This window comes from Kineococcus endophyticus (assembly GCF_040796495.1).
Lineage (GTDB): Bacteria > Actinomycetota > Actinomycetes > Actinomycetales > Kineococcaceae > Kineococcus > Kineococcus endophyticus.
On record NZ_JBFNQN010000010.1, the window covers coordinates 153,349 to 171,108 of the forward strand.

Sequence of the window (17,760 nt, forward strand, 5' to 3'; positions counted from 1 at the left end):
CGGGTCAGGGGTCGGGGATCGTCACGACGAGGGCGAACCCGCCGTCCTGCGTCGGAGCGGCGTCGACCTGCCCGTCGAGCAGGGCCGCCCGCTCGCGCAGACCGAGCAACCCGTGCCGGGCGCTGGGCAGCTCCTGGGCGGGTTCGGTCGCGGGGCCGTTGCGGACCTCCACCCGCGTCCGCTCCCCGTCGTGGGCCACGACGACGGCGACCTGCGCGCCGGGGGCGTGCTTGCGGACGTTCGTCAGCCCCTCCTGGACGGCGCGGAACACGGCGCGCTGCACCGGCGCCGGGAGGTCGTCGGGGACCTGCAGCGAGCTGCGGACCGCGAGCCCGCACCCGGCGGTCAGCCCGTCGAGGTCGCGCACCCCGGGCTGGGGGGCGTCCTCGCGCACGCACCCCCCGGCCGTGCGCAGGACCTCGACCATCGACCGCAGCTCGTCGAGGGTCCGGACGCTGAGCTCGCGGATCGTCCGGGCCGCCGAGCGCGTCGGGTCGTCCGTCGAGGTCACCTGCAGCGCACCGGCCTGCACCGCGATGAGGCTCACCTGGTGGGAGACCACGTCGTGCATCTCGCGGGCCAGCACGGCCCGCTCGCGTTCCAGCGCCTCCCGGGCGGCGCGCTCGTCGATCTCGGCCAGCCGCCGCGACAGCTCGCGGCGGGTGACGACGAGCTCCCCCAGGGCCCACGGGGCGGTCGCGAAGATCAACCCGTAGAGGACGGCGCTGACCCAGTCGTCGAGGTCCTGCGGCAGTTCCGTCGCCACGAGGTTCCCGACGAACACGCTGAGCGCCGCGACGACACCGATGCGTCGCCGGGCCCCGGTGACGACGGCCAGCGAGAACACGACCACCATCGCCGCCAGCAGCGCGTAGCCCCAGAACAGGCCCACCGCCACGACGACGGCGCACACCCAGGGCAGGCGGCGGCGCAGCGGCAGGACCGCGGCGGCCAGCAGGGCGGAGACGAGGGCGCCCGTGGAGGAGTAGGGCAGGCCGATGAGCGCGTCGACGACGGCCAGCACCACCAGGCCCGCCTCGACGAGGACGGTCCGGCCGCTCGTCCGGCCGTGCGTCCCGGTGGTCACGTCGCCGTCCCCGCGGCCGGGAGCACGTCGGGTTCGCCGGGCACGTCCGGCGGGAGCCGGCGCGGACCGGCGCTCGCGGGGCGGGGCCGGTCCTGGCGGTGCAGGCGGATGGCGACCAGCGCGACGTCGTCGCCGGGGTGCTCCGGCAGGAGGTCGCGCAGCACCGCGTCGCACGTGGCGTCGACGTCCAGCGGGTACCCGTCCTCGTCGCGCGGTTCGCGTGCAACGGCTGCGCCCACCGCCTCGAGCAGACGGTCCAGGCCGACCTGCAGGGACTCTCCCCGGCGTTCGACGAGGCCGTCGGTGTACAGGAGCAGGGTGCTGCCGCGTTCGACGTCCACGGTGGACTCGTGTCGCCGGAGGTCGGGGTCGACGCCCAGGAGGAGGTCGCGCTGGCCCGGGCCGTCCAGCAGGCGGGGCACACCGGACCGGGACACCAGGACCGGTGGCGGGTGACCCGCCGTGGACCAGCGCAGCCGGGTCAGTCCCCGGCGGGTCAGGTCCTCGTCCTGCTCCAGACGGGCCACGACGGAGGTCGCGATCGTGCCGACCCGCAGCGTGCGCAGGGCCGCGTCCGTGGCGGTCAGCACCTCGGCCGGGCCCCGCCCGGTCCCGTGGCCCGCCATGACAGCGGCTGCGCGCACCAGGGTCCGCACCTGACCCATGGCGGCGGTCGAGGTCCGGTCGTGGCCCAGGACGTCCCCGATGACCAGGACGCTGGCGCCGTCCTCCTGCAGGAAGGCGTCGTACCAGTCGCCGCCCACCTGAGCGGCCTCCGCCGCCGGCAGGTAGCGGGTCACCACGTGGGCGTGGTCCGGCTGCGGCGGTTCGGTGAGCAGCGCGCGCTGCAGCGTCTCGGCGATCTGCACCTGAGCCCGGACGAGCCGGGCCTCGTCGATCGCGGCGCCGACGCGGTCGGCCACCGTCTGCACGAACGTCAGCACGTCGGCGCCGGGTCCGGCGGGGCGCCGGGCCGTGCCCGTGACCCGGGGATCGGCGCCGAGCTCGTCGACGGGGCTGGCGGCGGTGCGGGGGTGGACCGAGGCAGGTGCGGTGGAGCAGGAGCCGTCCCAGCACAGGCTGAGCACGCCGAGGACGCGTCCCCGGGCGCGGACGGCCACGGCGACGGCCGTGCGGGGCCGCAACCGCTCCAGCGCCTCGGCGGCCGGTCCGGGCAGCATCGTGGCCTGCACGCTGCCGGTGGTCCCGCTCTCGACGACCTGTGCCGCACCGGAGACCAGGGCGCGGACGAGGAACGGTGGGGCGACGGGCTCGTGCCCGTCCGCGGCGGCGCGCGCGTGGCCGCGGTAGGCCTGCAGGCGGTGGCGCGAGTACGTCTGCACGAGCTCGTCGCGCACGGGGTCGGCGTGCCGGGCCGCGAGGTCGTCGAGGTGCTCCAGCACGAGGTCCACCGCCTCGGCGTCGGCGGCCTGCAGGTCGCCGCCGCGGACGGCCCGCGCGAGGGCACCCACCGCGCTGTCGGCCCGCTCGGACTCCTCCAGCACCGTGACGACGCACCAGTCGGCCACGGTGGGCACGAGCAGCCCGGGCACGAGCCGGAGCGCGTGGTCGGGGTCGCGGTGGGCGCTCAGCTCCTCGCTGACCCGGGCGAGCAGCTGGGCCCGCTCGGCCGCCGTCTCCGCGGCCCGCTGCGCCTCGACCCGGTCGCTGACGTCGAGGAAGTACAGCGCCAGGGACGTCCCCTCGGGGACCGCGCGGACCTCGTACCAGGCGTCCAGCGGCGGGGGGTAGTAGGCGTCGAAGACGAACGGCCCGCCCCCGTCGAGGGCGCGGCGGTACCCGGCCTCGAAGGCCGTCCCGACCGTCGCCGGGAACAGCTCCCAGAGCGAGGCCCCGAGGAGCTCACGGCGCGTCAGGCCGAGCGCGACCTCGGCCTGGGTGTTGGTGTAGGTGATGGGCCACCGCTCGTCGCTCGTGTCGAGGACGAGGTAGCCCGCCGCCATGGACTCGGTGATCTGCTCGACCCTGGCGCGGGTCTCCTCCAGGGAGCGCGCCAGCTCCTCCTCCGCCGTGACGTCGTCGACGATCACGCACAGACCCGTGACCTCGGTGTCCGAGCCCGGGCGGTGCACCGGGTGGAAGGACAGCGACCAGTGCCGAGGCCGCCCCGGTCGCGCGCTGACCTCGCCGGACAACCGGACGTCCCGCATGGGGACGCCCTCGGCGATCACCCGGCGGTAGAGCTCCTCGGCGCGCGCACCGGTCTCCCCGTTGACCTCGCTGGGCGTGCGGCCGACGAGCTCGGCCACGGGCCGCCCGTTCATCTCCGCGAGCACCGTGTTGACACGGACGTGCCGCAGGTCGAGGTCGAACACGCCGATGCCGAGCGGGGCGCCCTCGAGCAGCGAGTCGAACTGGGCGGCCGCTGCCGCCTCGGGGTCCTCGGGGGATCGCGAGCCCACGTGAGTGTCCACCTGCGTCCTGGATCGGGTGCCTGCGCTTCCGGTCGCCCTCGCCTCGAGCGCACCGAGTATCGCCGACGATCAGGCGTGCAGGCGGCACAACGCCGTGTTGGACGTCCACAACCGGACCCCGGTACCGGTCAACGCGGCGTCACCGGGCCGTCGCGGGTCGTGGTCGGTCCCCCCGAGCCACGCCCACGACGCCGGCGCCCGGCCGATCGCGGCCGTCAGGCGACGCACCGGTTCGAGCACCTCCGACACCACCCGCTCGGGGGAGTCCACGGTCGCCGACGCCGCGTGCGTCGCGCTGTGCGCGCACACCTCGTGGCGGGTCGACAGCTCCGTCAGCTCCTCCCACGTCATCGCCAGCCGGCCGGCCGGGTGCTCGAGCACGCCGTACTCGTGGGCGCGGGCGAAGTCCCGCTGCCGGTCCGGCGGGACGTCGAGGAAGTCGGTCGGCGGGTAGAACCAGCCCACGAGACCGACCTCCTCCAGGGCGGGGAGGGCGACCTGCACGGCGCTCGCGAACCCGTCGTAGAACGCGGGCACGATCCCCGGCCGCGAGGCGTCGGGCCAGCGGCCGGTGGCGCAGAAGGCGTGCACGTCCGCGGCCCGCACGGGGGTGAAGCGCTCGGCGTACCAGTGCAGGTCGCGACGGAACTCCTCGGCCCGGGAGACGGGGGTGTCGTGGTAGTTCACGACCCGCAGCAGACGGCCGGCGACGAACGCGTCGGCGACCCGGCCCACCTCCGCGTCCCGCACGGCCCGTGGCGGCACGACGCTCCCGGGCGGGCGCCAGGCCGACAGGGCGCGGGGCGGCTGCGCCGGTGCGCGGGCCGGTTCCGGTCGCAGCTCGAGGTCGCCGAGCACGGCGAGCACGTCCTGCACGGTGACGTCGGCGTCGGCGGCGGTCAGGACGTCCCACACCTCGCGGACGCGGGCGGCGAGCGCCGGCTCACCGTGCTGGGGTTCGGGGGAGCGGGAGCCCGGGTCGACCCGCAGGTAGGTGGCGACGCCGGCGCGCTCCTCGTCCTCGGCGGCGACGGCCTGCGCGGCCCGCAGGTAGGACGGGCGCTGGTCGTCGCCGGAGGTCACGCCCCCGTTCTAGCCGCGGGCACCTGGTCCCGCACCTGGTCCCGCACCTGGCCCCGCACGACGGTCCGGTCCCGCCCCAGGCCCTTGCCGCGGTAGAGCGCCTCGTCGCAGTGCCCGAGGACCGCGGCCGCGCTCGCCCCGGGCGTCCACTGCGCCACCCCCACCGTGGCCGTCTGGGCGTGCGGCACGGCGGCCCGGATGCGGTCGGCGACCTCGGCCGCCGCGGCCGCGGTGCAGCCGGGCAGGACGAGGGCGAACTCCTCCCCGCCCCAGCGGCTGATCGAGTCGCCGGGCCGCAGCTGCTCGCCCGCGACCCGTGCGAAGTCGCGCAGCAGGTCGTCGCCGATGAGGTGGCCGTAGGCGTCGTTGTAGCGCTTGAAGTGGTCGAGGTCGACGAGGGCGAACGTCAGCGGGGCACCCGTGCGCTCGGCGACGGCCACCTCGTGGGCGACAACACGGTCGAAGTGGCGGCGGTTGCCGACGCCGGTGAGGGGGTCCCGCTCGACGGCCACGACGAGCTGCTCGAGCAGCGCCGTGCGGGCCAGGGTGTGCGCGGCCTCCCCGGCCAGCGTCTGCACCATCGAGGCCAGGGGCCCGGGGAGGGCCTCGACGCGACGCTGCCAGACGACGCCGAGGACCCCGACGGGACGGCCGTCGGCGCCCAGGACCGGCTGCCACACACCGGACTGCGTGCGCGTGCCCGTGAGCAGGCGACGGTTGGCGTCGGGGTGGGACGGCACGTCGGCGACGAACAGCTGCTGCCCGCCGGCCAGCACGGTCAGCGGCAGCGCCCGCTCGGTGGCGGGGTCCAGCACGAGGAAGGAGTCGTCCTCGATGCCCACGCTGGCCGTCGCGACGAGGCGCTCGCCGTCGGGTCCCGTCCTCGTCTGCAGCAGGTAGACGGCGTCGGCCGCGGTGAGGTCGCGGACCGCCTCGCAGACGGCGGTGCGGGGGTCGTCGGCGGTGGCGACGGTGCGCGAGGCGCGGGCCAGCGCCCGCATCTGTCCCGCGTACCGGGCCAGTTCCTCGTGCGCGGCCTGCAGCGAGTCCTGGTGCTCCCGGTCGGCCGTGACGTCCTGCAGGGCCACGACGGCGCCGAGGAGCTCACCGGAGTCGGCGAGCATCCGCCGGCCCGTGCACCGGACCCGGCGCTCGTCGCCGGACGCGGTGCGCACCAGCAGGTCGACGGCGTCCACGGACCCCTCCGCGAGCACGCGCAGCAACGGGGTCTGCGCGCCGGTCAGCAGGGTGCGACCGTCCGGGCCGTACAGGCCGTAGCGCTCCGCGTGCGCGTCCGGGCCCAGCGCCGGGTCGGCGTCGCCGAACCAGCGGCGCGCCGTGTCGTTGAACATCACCAGGTGGCCGGCCGGGTCGGCCACGACGATGGCCACCTCCACGGAGGCCAGGACGGCCCGGGTCAGCTCACCCTGGCGGGCGCTGCGCAGCGCGTCGCGGCGCCGGGCCAGGAGGGCCACGACGACCGCGCCCAGGTCCTCCAGAGCGCCCAGCCGGGCCGCGGTGAGCGTCCGCGGGGCCTCGTCCATCGTGCACAACGTCCCGAGGACCCGGCCGTCGGCCGCGGTGAGCGGCACGGAGGCGTAGCCGCGGACCGCGGCCAGCCGGCCGTCCACGAGGGGACTCCTGCGCAGCACCGGGTCGGCCGCGGCGTTGGCGACGTGGACGGACCGGGCGGAGGTGACGGTCAGCTCGCACGGGGTGTCGACCAGCGCCAGCCGCTCCCACGTCGGGCGCAGGGGCCCGTCCCCGGTCGAGGCGACCCGCAGGAGGTCGTCGCCGTCCAGGACGGTGACGCACGCGACGGCCATCCCCGTCAGTTCCGCGGCGACCCGGGCGACGGCCGTCACCTCGGGGTCGCCCACAGGGCCGCCCACGGGGTCCACCTCACCGGTCCTCACACGCGTTCGGTTCGGCACGCGGCGGCCCCGGCTTGAGCAGCGGCGGCCAGGTCGGCGGCGGGGGCGGGCCGGGCGAAGAGGTACCCCTGCGCCAGCGGGCACCCGAGCTCGGCGAGCAGGTCGGCCTGCTCGGGCGTCTCCACCCCCTCGGCGACGACGAGCAGACCGAGGCTGCTCGACAGCGACAGCAGCGCCTGCAGCAGTGCGGTCCGCCGCTGGGACGTCGTGATCGCGGCCGTGAACGCGTGGTCGAGCTTGAGGTAGTCGGCGGGCAGGGTGTCGAGGCGGCTGAACGAGGACCAGCCCGTCCCGAAGTCGTCGATGGCCACGGCGGCACCCGTCGCCCGCAGCCGGCGCAGGGCGTCCAGCGCCGCGGGGGAGGAGGCGTCGACGACGCTCTCGGTGACCTCGACGACGAACTGGTCCAGGGGCCAGCCCTCCTCGCGCACGGTGGCCACCGTCCGCTCGACCCAGCCGTCGGCGACGATCTCGCGGCCCGAGACGTTGACGGTCAGGAGCAGGTCCGGTCCGTGGGCTGCGGCCAGCAGGTGCGCGCCCCGGCACGCGGCGGCCAGGACCGCCGCACCGAGCGGGACGACGAGACCCGTGGTCTCCGCGACGGCCACGAACTCGTCGGGACGGACCGGGCCGCGGGAGGGGTGGGTCCAGCGCGCGAGGGCCTCGGCTCCCACGACCCGGCCGGTGGCCGGTTCGACGACCGGCTGCAGCCAGGCCTCCACGTCGCCGGCCGCCAGGGCCCGCTCGAGGTCGGCGGCCAGCTCGAGGGAGTCGCCGTCGTCGAGGCGGCACCGACCGCGTCCGGCGAGCTTGGCGGCGTAGAGGGCGGCGTCCGCGCGGCGCAGCAGGTCCGTCCCCGACTCCCCGGAGACCCGCCCCGCCACCCCGGCCGACCAGCCGACCGCGGTGTGCGCCCGCACGCTGTCGAGCAGCTCCAGCGCCGCGGTCCCGGTCCGGCCCGGCAGCAGCACGGCGAACTCGTCCCCGCCGAAGCGGGCGACGACGGCGTGGGCGGGGAGCTCGCGGCGCAGCACGTCGGCGAAGTCCTCCAGCAGCGCATCGCCCGCGGCGTGGCCCTGCCGGTCGTTGACGGCCTTGAAGTGGTCGACGTCGAGCAGCGCGAGCCCCAGGTCGCCGTCCCGGGTGACGGGCAGGACGGCGTCCAGCGCCGCGTCGAAGCCTCGACGGTTCCGCAGACCCGTGAGGGCGTCGCGGTGCGCGTCGGAGGCCCGGCGCACGAGCAGGCCGACGGCCGCGGTGACGACGAGGCAGACGACGGCGAGCGCCACGGCCACGCCGGGCGTGACGCCCTCGCGGCCGCGCAGCGCGACCGTGGCGGCCAGCAGCAGGGCGGTGAGGTGGGCCGCCGCCGGCCGGGTCGCGAAGAAGAAGACGACGTCGATCGCCACGAAGGCGTAGACGGCGGCCAGCGCCACCGCCGACGCGGTCGTCGGGGCCAGCGGGACCGCCCCCGTGATGAGCAGCGTCCCGGCCCCGACGACGACGTGGAACGCGGAGCGCCTCAGCCGCCGCCCCCACCGCAGCAGCCCCGCCCCGCAGACCAGGGCGGTGACCGCCAGAGCCAGGAGGGCCGAGCGCCGCCCCGGGGCCGGGAACGTCGCCGACAGGACCACCGCGAGGGCGGCGGTCCCGCCGGCGGCGTAGAACGCCCCGGCCGTCAGCGCCATGACCCGTGGGGTGGCCAGGGCGGGGGTGGTCCAGGCGCGCACGGTCACCTCAGCGGGGGAGGGTGAAGCTGCCGACGAGGGTGTCGAGCTCGGCGGCCGCGGTGGAGACCTCAGCGGCGGTCGCGGCGGTGCGGGTGGCGCCGGTGGTGGCCTCACCCGCGGCGGCCGCGATGCCCGAGATGTTCAGCGCGATCTCCTGGGAGCCGGTGGAGACCTCGGTGACGTTGCGGACCATCTCGCTGGTGGTGGCCGACTGCTCTTCGACCGCCGCGGCGATGGTGGCCTGCAGGCCGTCGATGCGGGCGATGACCTCGGTGATCTCGGTGATCGCCGCGGCGGCGTCGGCGGCGTCGGTCTGCGTGGAACCGATGCGGGCGACGATCTGCTCGGTGGCGCGGGCGGTCTGCCCGGCCAGTTCCTTGACCTCCCCGGCCACGACGGCGAACCCCTTGCCGGCGTCCCCGGCGCGGGCGGCCTCGATGGTCGCGTTGAGCGCCAGGAGGTTCGTCTGCTCGGCGATGGAGGTGATGAGCTTGACGACGTCGCCGATCTCGCGGCTGGAGGTGGCGAGGCGGTCGAGGGTCTCCCCGGCGTTGGTCGCCGCGCTCACGGCGCTGGCGGCCGTGGAACTCGCGTCGGCCGTGGAGGTCGCGATCTCGCGGATGGCCGAGGTCATCTCCTCGCCGGCCGCGGCGACGGTGCCGATGTTCGCGCTGATCTGCTCGGTGGCCGCGGAGACGACCTGGGCCTGGGTGGAGGACTCCTCGGCGGAGGCCGACAGCTGGGTCGCGACGGTGGTCAGTTCCCCGGAGGCGCCGGCCAGGGTGGTGGCCGAGGCGGAGATGCGGCGCAGGGTGGTGGCCAAGCGGTCGACGGTGGCGTCCAGGGCGGTGGCCAGGCGGCCGACCTCGTCGGTGGCGTCGTAGCCGACCTTCTGGTCCAGGCGGCCCTCGGCCAGGCCTTCGACGACGGTGAGCGTGCGGGCCAGCGGACGGGCGATGGAACGGGCGACGAGGACGGCGACGACGACGGCGACGGCGACGGCGACGGCGCCGATGAGCAGGAGCAGGGTCACGGCGCTGTGGTAGTCGGACTTCCCCTCCACAGCCATGTCCTGGGCGGCCTTCTTCTCGATCGCGCTGACGGCGTCGAGCTGGGCGAAGGCGTCCTTGGTGATGGGGGTCGTGACCTCGCTGCGGTAGGCGATGAACTGCGCGGTCTGCCCGGCCTTGGCGAAGGTGACCAGCTGGCCGCGGGCGTCGCGGTACTTCGCGACCAGCGCCTCGACCTTGGCGCGCTCGGCGGCCGGCGCGGCGGGGGAGGAGGCCAGGTAGGCCTTCCACGCCTCGTCGTACTTCGCGTCGTCGGCGGCCAGCTGCTGCAGCTGCTTCTCGACGTCGGTGGCGTTCTGCGCCAGCGCGGCGTTGGCGATGTCCATCCGCATCGCGGCGTACTCGAACTTGACGGCGGCGATGATGTCGACCGAGGCGATGCCGCTGCTCGACATCGTCGTCAGGTTCTCCTGCGACGTCCCGAGACGGGAGATGCCGAGGGCGACGACGGCGGCGAGGAGGAGGCAGACGACGCCGAAGCCGGCGAAGAGCTTGGAGGCGACGTTGAGGTTGCGCAGCGCGGTCACGACCGGGCCTTTCCGTGGAGAAGGGTGGGGAGCCCGGTGGCTTCAGCTCTGTTCTAGACATCGGCAGCCGGGGGCCCGCGCTTGAGGTGGGGCGAGGACGCCCCGGACCACGGCCGCTGCGCACGTCGGCCGTCGCGGGAACGGGGGACAGGCTGAGGAGGCGGCGGCGCGGAGGAGTTCCGGAACCCCGGGGGACGTTCAGGGGAGTTCGACGGCCCCGCTGAGTTCCGCCCTGGCCCCACCCGGCGCCGGGATCGCGTTGAGCGTCAGCGTGAACCTCGAACCACCCCCGCCGGCGGGCTGGTAGACGAGGTCGCCGCCGTTGGCGTTGACGAGTTCCCGGGCGATGAACAACCCGAGCCCGGTGCCCTTCTGCCCGGCCGCGGTCCCGGTGGTGGCGCGGGCGAAGCGGTCGAACAGGTGCGGCACGAACTCCGGGGGGACTCCCTCCCCGGCGTCGACGACGTCCAGGAGCACGTCGTCACCGCGACGGCGGGCCGTCACCCGCACCGGCGGCCGGCCGTACTTGAAGGCGTTGCCCACCAGGTTGGTGAGGACCTGCTCGAGGTGGCCGCGGTCGGCGAGCACCGTGACGTCCTGCACACCGGTCGTGTCGACCGAACCCGCCCGCACGGCCAGGCGGTCGACGACGTCGGCGACGAGCGCCGGCACGTGCAGCCGCGCGGTCCGCGGGAGCGGTGGGCCGGCGTCCAGCTGGGCCATCGTGAGGATGTCCTCGAGGAGGTCGTTGGCCCAGCGGCCGGCCTTCTGGATGCGGGTGAGGTGCCCGCGCCGGTCCTCCTCGCTCAGCCCCTGCCAGTCGTCGAGCAGCAGTTCGGCGAAACCGGTGGTCGTCGACAACGGCTGCCGCAGGTCGTGGCTGAGGGTGGCCACGAGGTCGTCCTTGAGGCGGTTCGCCTCCAGCAGCTGCTCGTTGGACCGGGCCAGGGCGTCCTGGGCGCGGCGCTGCTGCGACAGGTCCCGCACGAGCGTGAGGGTGGCGCGGCCGCCGGCGTCGGGCAGGGGGACGCAGGTCACCTCGACGGGGACGGTCGTCCCGCCGGAGTGCCGCAGGGCGGTGACCGAGGGGAGCGCGGCGCGGACCTGGCCGGGGACGAAGGTGCGCCGTGCGGCCCAGGCGGCCTGCTCGTCCTCGGGGACGAGCAGCAGCGAGGAGGGCAGGGCGAGCAGGCTCGCGGTGCCCCGTCCGGTGAGCCGGGCCAGGGCGTCGTTGGCGTAGGTGACCTGGTCGTCGTGCTCGACGAGGACGCCCTCCCCGAGGTCGCTGAGGGCCTGCAGCAGACGGGTCGAGACGTCGCGCTGGCGGCGGACGCCCTCCTCCGCGGCGACGCGGTCGCTGACGTCCAGCACCTGCGTCGTCAGGTGCAGGGCCCGGCCGGCGGCGTCCCGGACGACGGCCGTGGAGACGTGGGTGTGGACGACGCCGCCGTCGCGGTGCAGGAGGCGCAGGTCGCCGGCGACGTCCCGGCCCAGGTCGGCGACGGACCGGTCGTCGGGGTGGACGTGGACGGCCCAGTGCTTGCCCACGAGGTCGGCCGGGCTGCGTCCGAGCATCGCCGCGGCGGCCGGGTTGGCCCGCAGGACCGTGCCCTCCAGGGTGAGGTCGACGTTCCCGACGAGCGAGGCGTCGAACGCGGCCTGCAGCCGGTCGGCCTGCGCGCCGGCCTGGCCGCGGGCCTCCTCGAGGTCGCGGCGCAGGGCGCGGTCGGCGCTGACGTCGGCCATGACGACGACGGCGCCGAGCGCGCTGCCGTCCGGTCGCGTCATCCGCCGTCCCGAGCACACCACCGTGATCGCCGGTCGCCCGGCCGGGGCGAGGACGATCTCGGCGTCCGCGACGGACCCCTCGCGCAGCACGCGGTGCAGCGGCACCTCCTCGGGGCTCAGCGGGGTGCGACCGTCGGCGGCGTAGAGGTCGTACCGGCCGGCGTGCTGGGTGGGGTCCAGGCCCGTGTCGGCGTCCAGACCGTGCCAGCGCTGGGCGGTGCGGTTGAACATCGTCAGCCGGCCCCGCTCGTCGGCGACGACGATCCCGACGTCGACGGACTCCAGCACCGCGGCGGTCAGCTCGCCGCGCGCCTCGGCCTCGGCCCGCAGGGCCGCGGCCTCGACGGCCAGCCGCTCGCTGGCGGCCGTCGAGAGCGCCATCGAGGCGAGCAGGACGTCGCGCTCGTCCCGGCTCATCGCCAGGGCCAGGCCCACCACGGCGAGCATGCTCACGTAGAGCTGGACGACGATCGCGCGGGTCGCGTCGTCGGCGATGAGGGCGAACGGGCCGTGCCCGGTGAGCGTGAGGACGACCGCGGCCACGCCCAGGGCCACGTCGAGGACGAGGACGACGGTCGTGTCGAAGCGCAGCGCGGCCCAGACGGCGAGGGCGATGAGCGGGAAAGCGACGGGAAGCCCGTCGTAGACGACGAACACGAGCGCGTACGCCCCGGCCGCGCAGACCGGCAGGGCGAGGAGTTCGACGCGCTGCCAGCCGCGCGGGAGGCGCACGGGCGCCACCACGTCCTCGTGGCCGCCCGCCGCCCCGCTCCGCGCGCGCCGGGCGTTCAGCAGGCAGCCCACGCGGAAGGCCGCCGAGGCGAGCAGCAGGATGCTCGCGGTGTTGCGGGTCATCCACACCAGCGTCGTCACCCAGGACCACGTGCCGCTGAGCGCCCAGACGGCGGTCGGGCCGAGCAGGGCGCCGGCCCCCGTGGCCACCACCGCCGCGGCCAGCAGCCGCATGAGCTGGCCGACACCGGTCAGCGGTTCCCGCCCGCCCGCACCCCACGCCCGCGGGCACCAGCGCGCGAAGAGGACACCGAACACGAGGACCTGCAGCACGTTCGCCCCGACGAAGCAGACGGCGAGCGCCGGGGAGGCCCCCGTGACGGCGTTGAGGACGAAGGTGGTCACCGACAGCAGGGCGAGGTCCAGGCGGACCGTGCCGGCCGATCGCTGGGCGGCGAACCAGACGACGGCCACACCGGCCGCGGGCCACACCAGGCTCAGGCTCGTGCCGTCCATGACGGTCGCCCGTCCCAGCAGGACGGCGACGGCGAAGACGACGGCGAACGCCGCGCTGCGCAGCACGGCGGGTGCGCTCACGGGGCCACCACCGTGCGGTCGCGGCCCTGCTCCTTGCCGGCGTAGAGGGCCGCGTCGGCGCGGGCGACGACGTCGTGGGCGAGCAGGCCCGGTCGCCACTGGGCGACGCCGATCGTGCAGCTCTGCCCGCGGGGGACCGCGGCACGGATGCGGTCGGCGACGGTGACGGCGTCCGGCGCCGCGCACCCGGGCAGCGCGACGACGAACTCCTCCCCGCCCCAGCGGGCGATGACGTCGACCTCGCGCAGGCACTCCTGGGCGGCGGCGGCGAACTCGCGCAGGAGCGCGTCGCCCCCGAGGTGGCCGTGGCCGTCGTTGTAGCGCTTGAAGTGGTCGAGGTCGATGACGGCGACGCTCAGCGGGGCGCCGGTGCGCCCGGCCCGCGCCACCTCGGTGGCGATGACGTCGTCCCAGCGGCGGCGGTTGGCCAGGCCGGTCAGCGTGTCCCGCTCGGCCGCGTCGGCGAGGCGCTGCAGGAGTTCGGCGCGTTCGGCGGCGTGGGCGACCTCGCCGGTCAGGGTCTGCAGGACGGGCAGCACGTGCTCGGGCAGCTCGTGGCGGACCTCGCGCCAGAACACGCCGAGCACCCCGACGGTGCGCTGTCCGGACGTCTGGCCCGACAGCACGACGGGGTGCCAGGCGCCCGAGGCGACCCCCGTGAGGTTCGCGAGCCGCTGGGAGGCGCGCGGGTGCGTGCTGACGTCACCGACGAACACGGGGGCCGCCGACGTGAAGGTCAACCCGGCCAGGGAGGGTTCGTCGAGGGGGTAGACGATGTCGACGTCGGGCAGGCCCGCGGTGGCGACCGGGCGCAGCTCGGGCCCGCGGTCGCCGGGCACGGGGTACAGCAGGTAGGCGGCGTCGGCCCCGGTCAGCTCCCGGACCAGCCGGCAGACGACCTGCTGCGGGTCCGGCGCCGCGGCCAGCGCCCGCGAGGCGTCGGCCAGGGACTGCACGCGCGCGGAGTGCTCGGCGAGCGCCGCGTGCGCCGCGGCCAGCGCCTTCTCCCGGTCTCGGGCCTGCGTGACGTCGTGCAGCGCCACGACGGCCCCGAGGGGAGAACCGTCGGTGCGGCGCATGGCCCGCCCGGAGCAGACGAGGGTCCGGGGTGCCCGGTCGGGGGTCGCGAGGACGAGTTCGACGCCCTCGACCGACCCCTCGCGCAGCGCACGCAGCCACGGCAGCTCGCACGGGGCGAGCGGGGTGGTGCCGTCGGCGGCGAAGTGGACGGCGGCGTCGCCGTGCCACTCCCGGGCCGTGCGGTTGAGCGAGGTCACGTGACCCTCGCCGTCGACGACGACCAGCCCCACGTCGACGGTCTCGGCGACGGCTTCGCTCTGCTCCCAGCGCGCCTCCGCCTCCGACATCGCCAGGACGGCCAGCTCGCGCGCCTCACCGGCGCGGCGGCCCTGGTCGGCGGCCTCACGGGCCTGCCGGCGCCGTTCGAAGAGGGCGACGAGGACGCCCGCGAGGTCCTGCAGGACCGCGAGGCGCTCGGCGGCGACGGGGCCGGGGACGGTGTCGAAGACGCAGAGCGAGCCCAGGGCGTGGCCGTCGGCGCTGACCAGCGGCGAGGAGGCGTAGGTGCGGACGTGGCCGAGCCGGCCGTCGACCCAGGGGTTGCGGGCGAACCGCGGGTCCCGGGAGGCGTCCGGGACGTGGACGAGGAGGCCCTCCTCGAAGTGCAGCGCGCACATCGAGTCGGCGCGAGCGGAGTCGGCACCCTCGAACCCCACGGTCGTCAGCTGGCACTGCCGGTCCTCGTCGACGAGGTTCAGCGTCGCGTGCGGGACGCCGGCGACGAGCGCGGCGGCACGGACGACGGCCGTCAGCTCGTCGTCGGCGGGGGCGTCGAGCAGGCGGTAGTCGCGCAGGGCGGCCAGCCGCGCCGCCTCACGGGTGCTCGGAGCGGCGTCGGCCCGGTCCGCCTGCGCGAGCGCGATCCAGTCCTTCCGGTCCACCCGTTCCCTGTCGGCGGAACGGGCCCGGGGCTTGAGGTCAGGGCACGCGGCACCACAGCTGGGCGCCGCCGTCGGTGGGCGACCACCCCGTCTCGCCCGACAGCTGCCGCAGCAGGTCCCGCGTGTGGCCGGACAGCACCGGCCGCGTGCGCCCGTCGGCGAACCGGACGTCCACGCCGACGACGAGCGCGCCGGCGGCCTCCCCCACGCGCAGGACGGTGGGGCTGGACCCGGCGCCGAGACCGCCGAGCAGTTCGGCGGTGACCTGGACCGCGTCGTCGGCGGCGTCCTCCAGACCGAGCTGCTCGGCCTGCAGGCGCACGAAGCGCCGCGCCTGGCGCAGGGGTTCGTCGTCGCCCAGCAGGTCCAGCCGCAGCACGTGCGGCAGGACGGGTGGCCGGCTCGCGGGGGCAGGGGTGGGGTCGGTGTCCACGGGCTCCTCCTCGTTCTCGTCGCTGCTCTCGGGGACGGCGCTGCTCGTGGACCGTCGGTCCGAGTGTGCCGGGGTGCACAGGCGAGCGCCACCCGCCGAACGTCGGGGTTGTTTGTCAAGACAATCTGATCTGGTCGTAAGGTGGGACCCGGCGAGGACGCCCCTCGCTGCCGACGCGACAGGGAGGCCCGTCCCGCATGGTCAAGATCGCCCTCGACCCCACGCCGTTCCACCCGGACCACGACCTGCTCGAGCTGCCGGACCTCGTGGCCCGCGCCGGCTTCGAGCACCTGCAGCTCGCCCCGCACCCGGACGTGGCGCCCTTCTTCCGCCACCCCACGGCCGACGACGCGCTCGTCGCGGCCTTCGCCAAGCGCGCCGCCGACGCCGGGGTCGGGATCACCTCCCTGCTGCCGGTCCAGCGCATCTCCTGGCCCGAGGAACTCCAGCGCCAGGCGGCCGTGAAGAACTTCCGCCGGGTCCTGCAGATCGCCGTCGACCTCGGCGTGCGCGTCGTCAACACCGAGTTCTCCGGCCGCCCCGAACGGGCCGAGGACTCCGAGGCGGCGTTCCACAAGTCCATGGAGGAACTGCTGCCCGTCCTCGAACGCGAGGGCCTCACGCTCAACATCGACCCCCACCCGGACGACTTCGTCGAGGACGGCCTGGAGGCGTGGCGGATCGTGCGGGGGCTGAACTCCTCCCACGTGGGCATGGTCTACGTCGCCTCCCACACGTTCCACTACGGGGACCGGGCCACGACGCTGCTGCCGGCGGTGGGCGACCGGCTCGGGGCGGTCTACGCCGCCGACACCTTCGACCACCGCCGGTCGCACGGTCTGCGCTACATCAGCAACCCGCCCGGGAACTCCGCGCGCATCCACCAGCACCTGCGGGTCGGCGACGGCGACGTGGACTGGAAGGAACTGTTCGACACGTTGCGCGGCACGGGGTTCCTCGACCGCGAGGACGCGGTCCTCGTGTCCAACGTGTTCGCCGAGGACGAGACGGCGCTGGAGACGTCGAGGTTCCAGCTCGAGCGGTTGACCGAGCTCACCGCCCCGCGCTGACCTGCGGGTCGCGGCGCGCCGCCTGCGCGACGGCCGCCGCGACCGCCGGGCCCACCCGGGGGTCGAACGGGCTCGGGACGATCCGGTCGACCGACACCGCGCCGCCGTCCGCGGCGACGGCGGCGATCGCCTCCGCGGCCGCGAGCTTCATCCCCTCGGTGATCCGGCGGGCACCCGCGTCCAGCGCCCCGGCGAACACCCCCGGGAACGCCAGCACGTCGTTGATCTGGTGGGGGAAGTCGCTGCGGCCCGTCGAGACGACCGAGGCGTACCGCGCCGCGACGTCGGGGTGGACCTCGGGGTCGGGGTTGGACAGGGCGAACACGAACGGCCCGGGCGCCATCGTCGCCAGGAGCCCCTCCGGCAGCTGCGCGCTGGACAGGCCGACGAACACGTCGGCACCGGCCAGGGCCTCGGCCAGGCCCCCGCGGACCCCGCGGGGGTTCGTCTGCGCCGCCGGCAGCGCCTTCTCCCCGCCGCGGTCGGCGTCCACGACGCCGCGCGAGTCCAGGACGACGACGTCGCGCACCCCGGCCGCGACGAGGAACCGGGCGCAGGCGATCCCCGCCGCACCCGCCCCGGACACGACGACGCGCAGGGCCGGCAGGTCGCGACCCGTCGCGGCGCAGGCCCCGTGCAGGGCGGCGAGCAGGACGACGGCCGTCCCGTGCTGGTCGTCGTGCATCACAGGGCAGTCCAGCGCCTCGACGAGGCGGCGTTCGAGCTCGAAGCAGCGCGGCGCGGAGACGTCCTCCAGGTTCACGGCGCCGAAGCTCGGCCGCAGCCGGACGAGGGTCTCGACGATCTCGTCCACGTCGGTGGTGTCGAGCACCAGCGGGATCGAGTCCAGGCCGCCGAACTGCTTGAACAGCGCGGACTTGCCCTCCATGACCGGCAGCGACGCCCGCGGCCCGATGTCGCCGAGCCCCAGCACCGCGGTCCCGTCGCTGACGACCGCCACCAGCCGGTCCGTCCACGTGTACCGGCGCACGAGGGCCGGATCCGCGGCGATCGCGCGGCACACGCTGGCCGACGCCCGCGACCTGTCGATCGCCTACACCCCGGGCGTCGCGCAGGTGGCGTCGTCAGCGCCGTCCCGAGCTTGCCGCCCTCGTGGGCGGCCAGGACCTCGGTGTCGCTGGGCTGGGTCGTCGTGGTGGTCACGCGGTCTCCTCGCAGGGTTCGACCGCCGGCGCTCCGGCGGCGGTCGCCCCAGCCTGGCGCCGGCCGGCCGGCCCGCGCCCTCCCCGGCGCAGTGCAAGGAAGATCCGCGGTTCTTCCGCGGTGGGTGAAGAACGCACCGGTCCTCGGGC

General features: G+C 75.8%; 10 protein-coding genes and 1 pseudogene. 1 reads left to right on the top strand and 10 read right to left on the bottom strand.

The window, feature by feature from the left end:
• Nucleotides 1–4 precede the first annotated feature (4 nt).
• The 9 genes from AB1207_RS15485 to AB1207_RS15525 all read right to left on the bottom strand — a co-directional run bounded on the left by AB1207_RS15485 (nt 5) and on the right by AB1207_RS15525 (nt 15,377).
• Complete coding sequence (locus tag AB1207_RS15485) at nt 5–1,087, bottom strand: sensor histidine kinase (protein WP_367639279.1); 1,083 nt, start codon at nt 1,085–1,087, stop codon at nt 5–7.
• Nucleotides 1,084–3,510 (bottom strand): SpoIIE family protein phosphatase, encoded by a 2,427-nt coding sequence (locus AB1207_RS15490; RefSeq protein ID WP_367639280.1) that lies wholly within the window; start codon nt 3,508–3,510, stop codon nt 1,084–1,086. The genes AB1207_RS15485 and AB1207_RS15490 overlap by 4 nt, the downstream gene beginning before the upstream one ends.
• A gap of 81 nt (nt 3,511–3,591) precedes the next feature.
• A complete protein-coding gene (locus AB1207_RS15495) occupies nt 3,592–4,605 on the bottom strand; it encodes a polysaccharide deacetylase family protein (protein ID WP_367639281.1) in 1,014 nt (337 codons plus the stop codon).
• Entirely contained in the window at nt 4,602–6,497 is a 1,896-nt protein-coding gene (locus tag AB1207_RS15500) for a diguanylate cyclase domain-containing protein (RefSeq protein WP_367639282.1), read from the bottom strand. The genes AB1207_RS15495 and AB1207_RS15500 overlap by 4 nt, the downstream gene beginning before the upstream one ends.
• A gap of 20 nt (nt 6,498–6,517) precedes the next feature.
• Nucleotides 6,518–8,269 (bottom strand): putative bifunctional diguanylate cyclase/phosphodiesterase, encoded by a 1,752-nt coding sequence (locus tag AB1207_RS15505; protein ID WP_367639283.1) that lies wholly within the window; start codon nt 8,267–8,269, stop codon nt 6,518–6,520.
• 7 nt (nt 8,270–8,276) lie between these two features.
• Complete coding sequence (locus tag AB1207_RS15510) at nt 8,277–9,866, bottom strand: methyl-accepting chemotaxis protein (protein ID WP_367639284.1); 1,590 nt, start codon at nt 9,864–9,866, stop codon at nt 8,277–8,279.
• 198 nt (nt 9,867–10,064) lie between these two features.
• Nucleotides 10,065–12,983 carry a PAS domain S-box protein gene (locus AB1207_RS15515; RefSeq protein ID WP_367639285.1) on the bottom strand — a complete coding sequence of 973 codons (2,919 nt, stop codon included), beginning with the start codon at nt 12,981–12,983 and terminating at the stop codon, nt 10,065–10,067.
• Nucleotides 12,980–14,944 carry a sensor domain-containing diguanylate cyclase gene (locus AB1207_RS15520; protein WP_367639286.1) on the bottom strand — a complete coding sequence of 655 codons (1,965 nt, stop codon included), beginning with the start codon at nt 14,942–14,944 and terminating at the stop codon, nt 12,980–12,982. Before AB1207_RS15520 ends, AB1207_RS15515 begins: the two co-directional genes overlap by 4 nt.
• A gap of 37 nt (nt 14,945–14,981) precedes the next feature.
• Nucleotides 14,982–15,377, bottom strand: coding sequence for a hypothetical protein (locus AB1207_RS15525; RefSeq protein ID WP_367639287.1), 396 nt, complete (start codon nt 15,375–15,377; stop codon nt 14,982–14,984).
• 197 nt (nt 15,378–15,574) lie between these two features.
• Here AB1207_RS15525 and AB1207_RS15530 point away from each other — a divergent pair, with 197 nt between their 5' ends.
• The gene (locus tag AB1207_RS15530; protein WP_367639288.1) at nt 15,575–16,447 is read left to right on the top strand and encodes a sugar phosphate isomerase/epimerase family protein; all 873 of its coding nucleotides are present in this window, start codon (nt 15,575–15,577) and stop codon (nt 16,445–16,447) included.
• Here AB1207_RS15530 and AB1207_RS15535 read toward each other — a convergent pair.
• Nucleotides 16,431–17,626 (bottom strand): annotated as a pseudogene (locus AB1207_RS15535) (NAD(P)-dependent malic enzyme). The gene AB1207_RS15530 and the pseudogene AB1207_RS15535 overlap by 17 nt on opposite strands.
• Nucleotides 17,627–17,760: the final 134 nt, after the last annotated feature.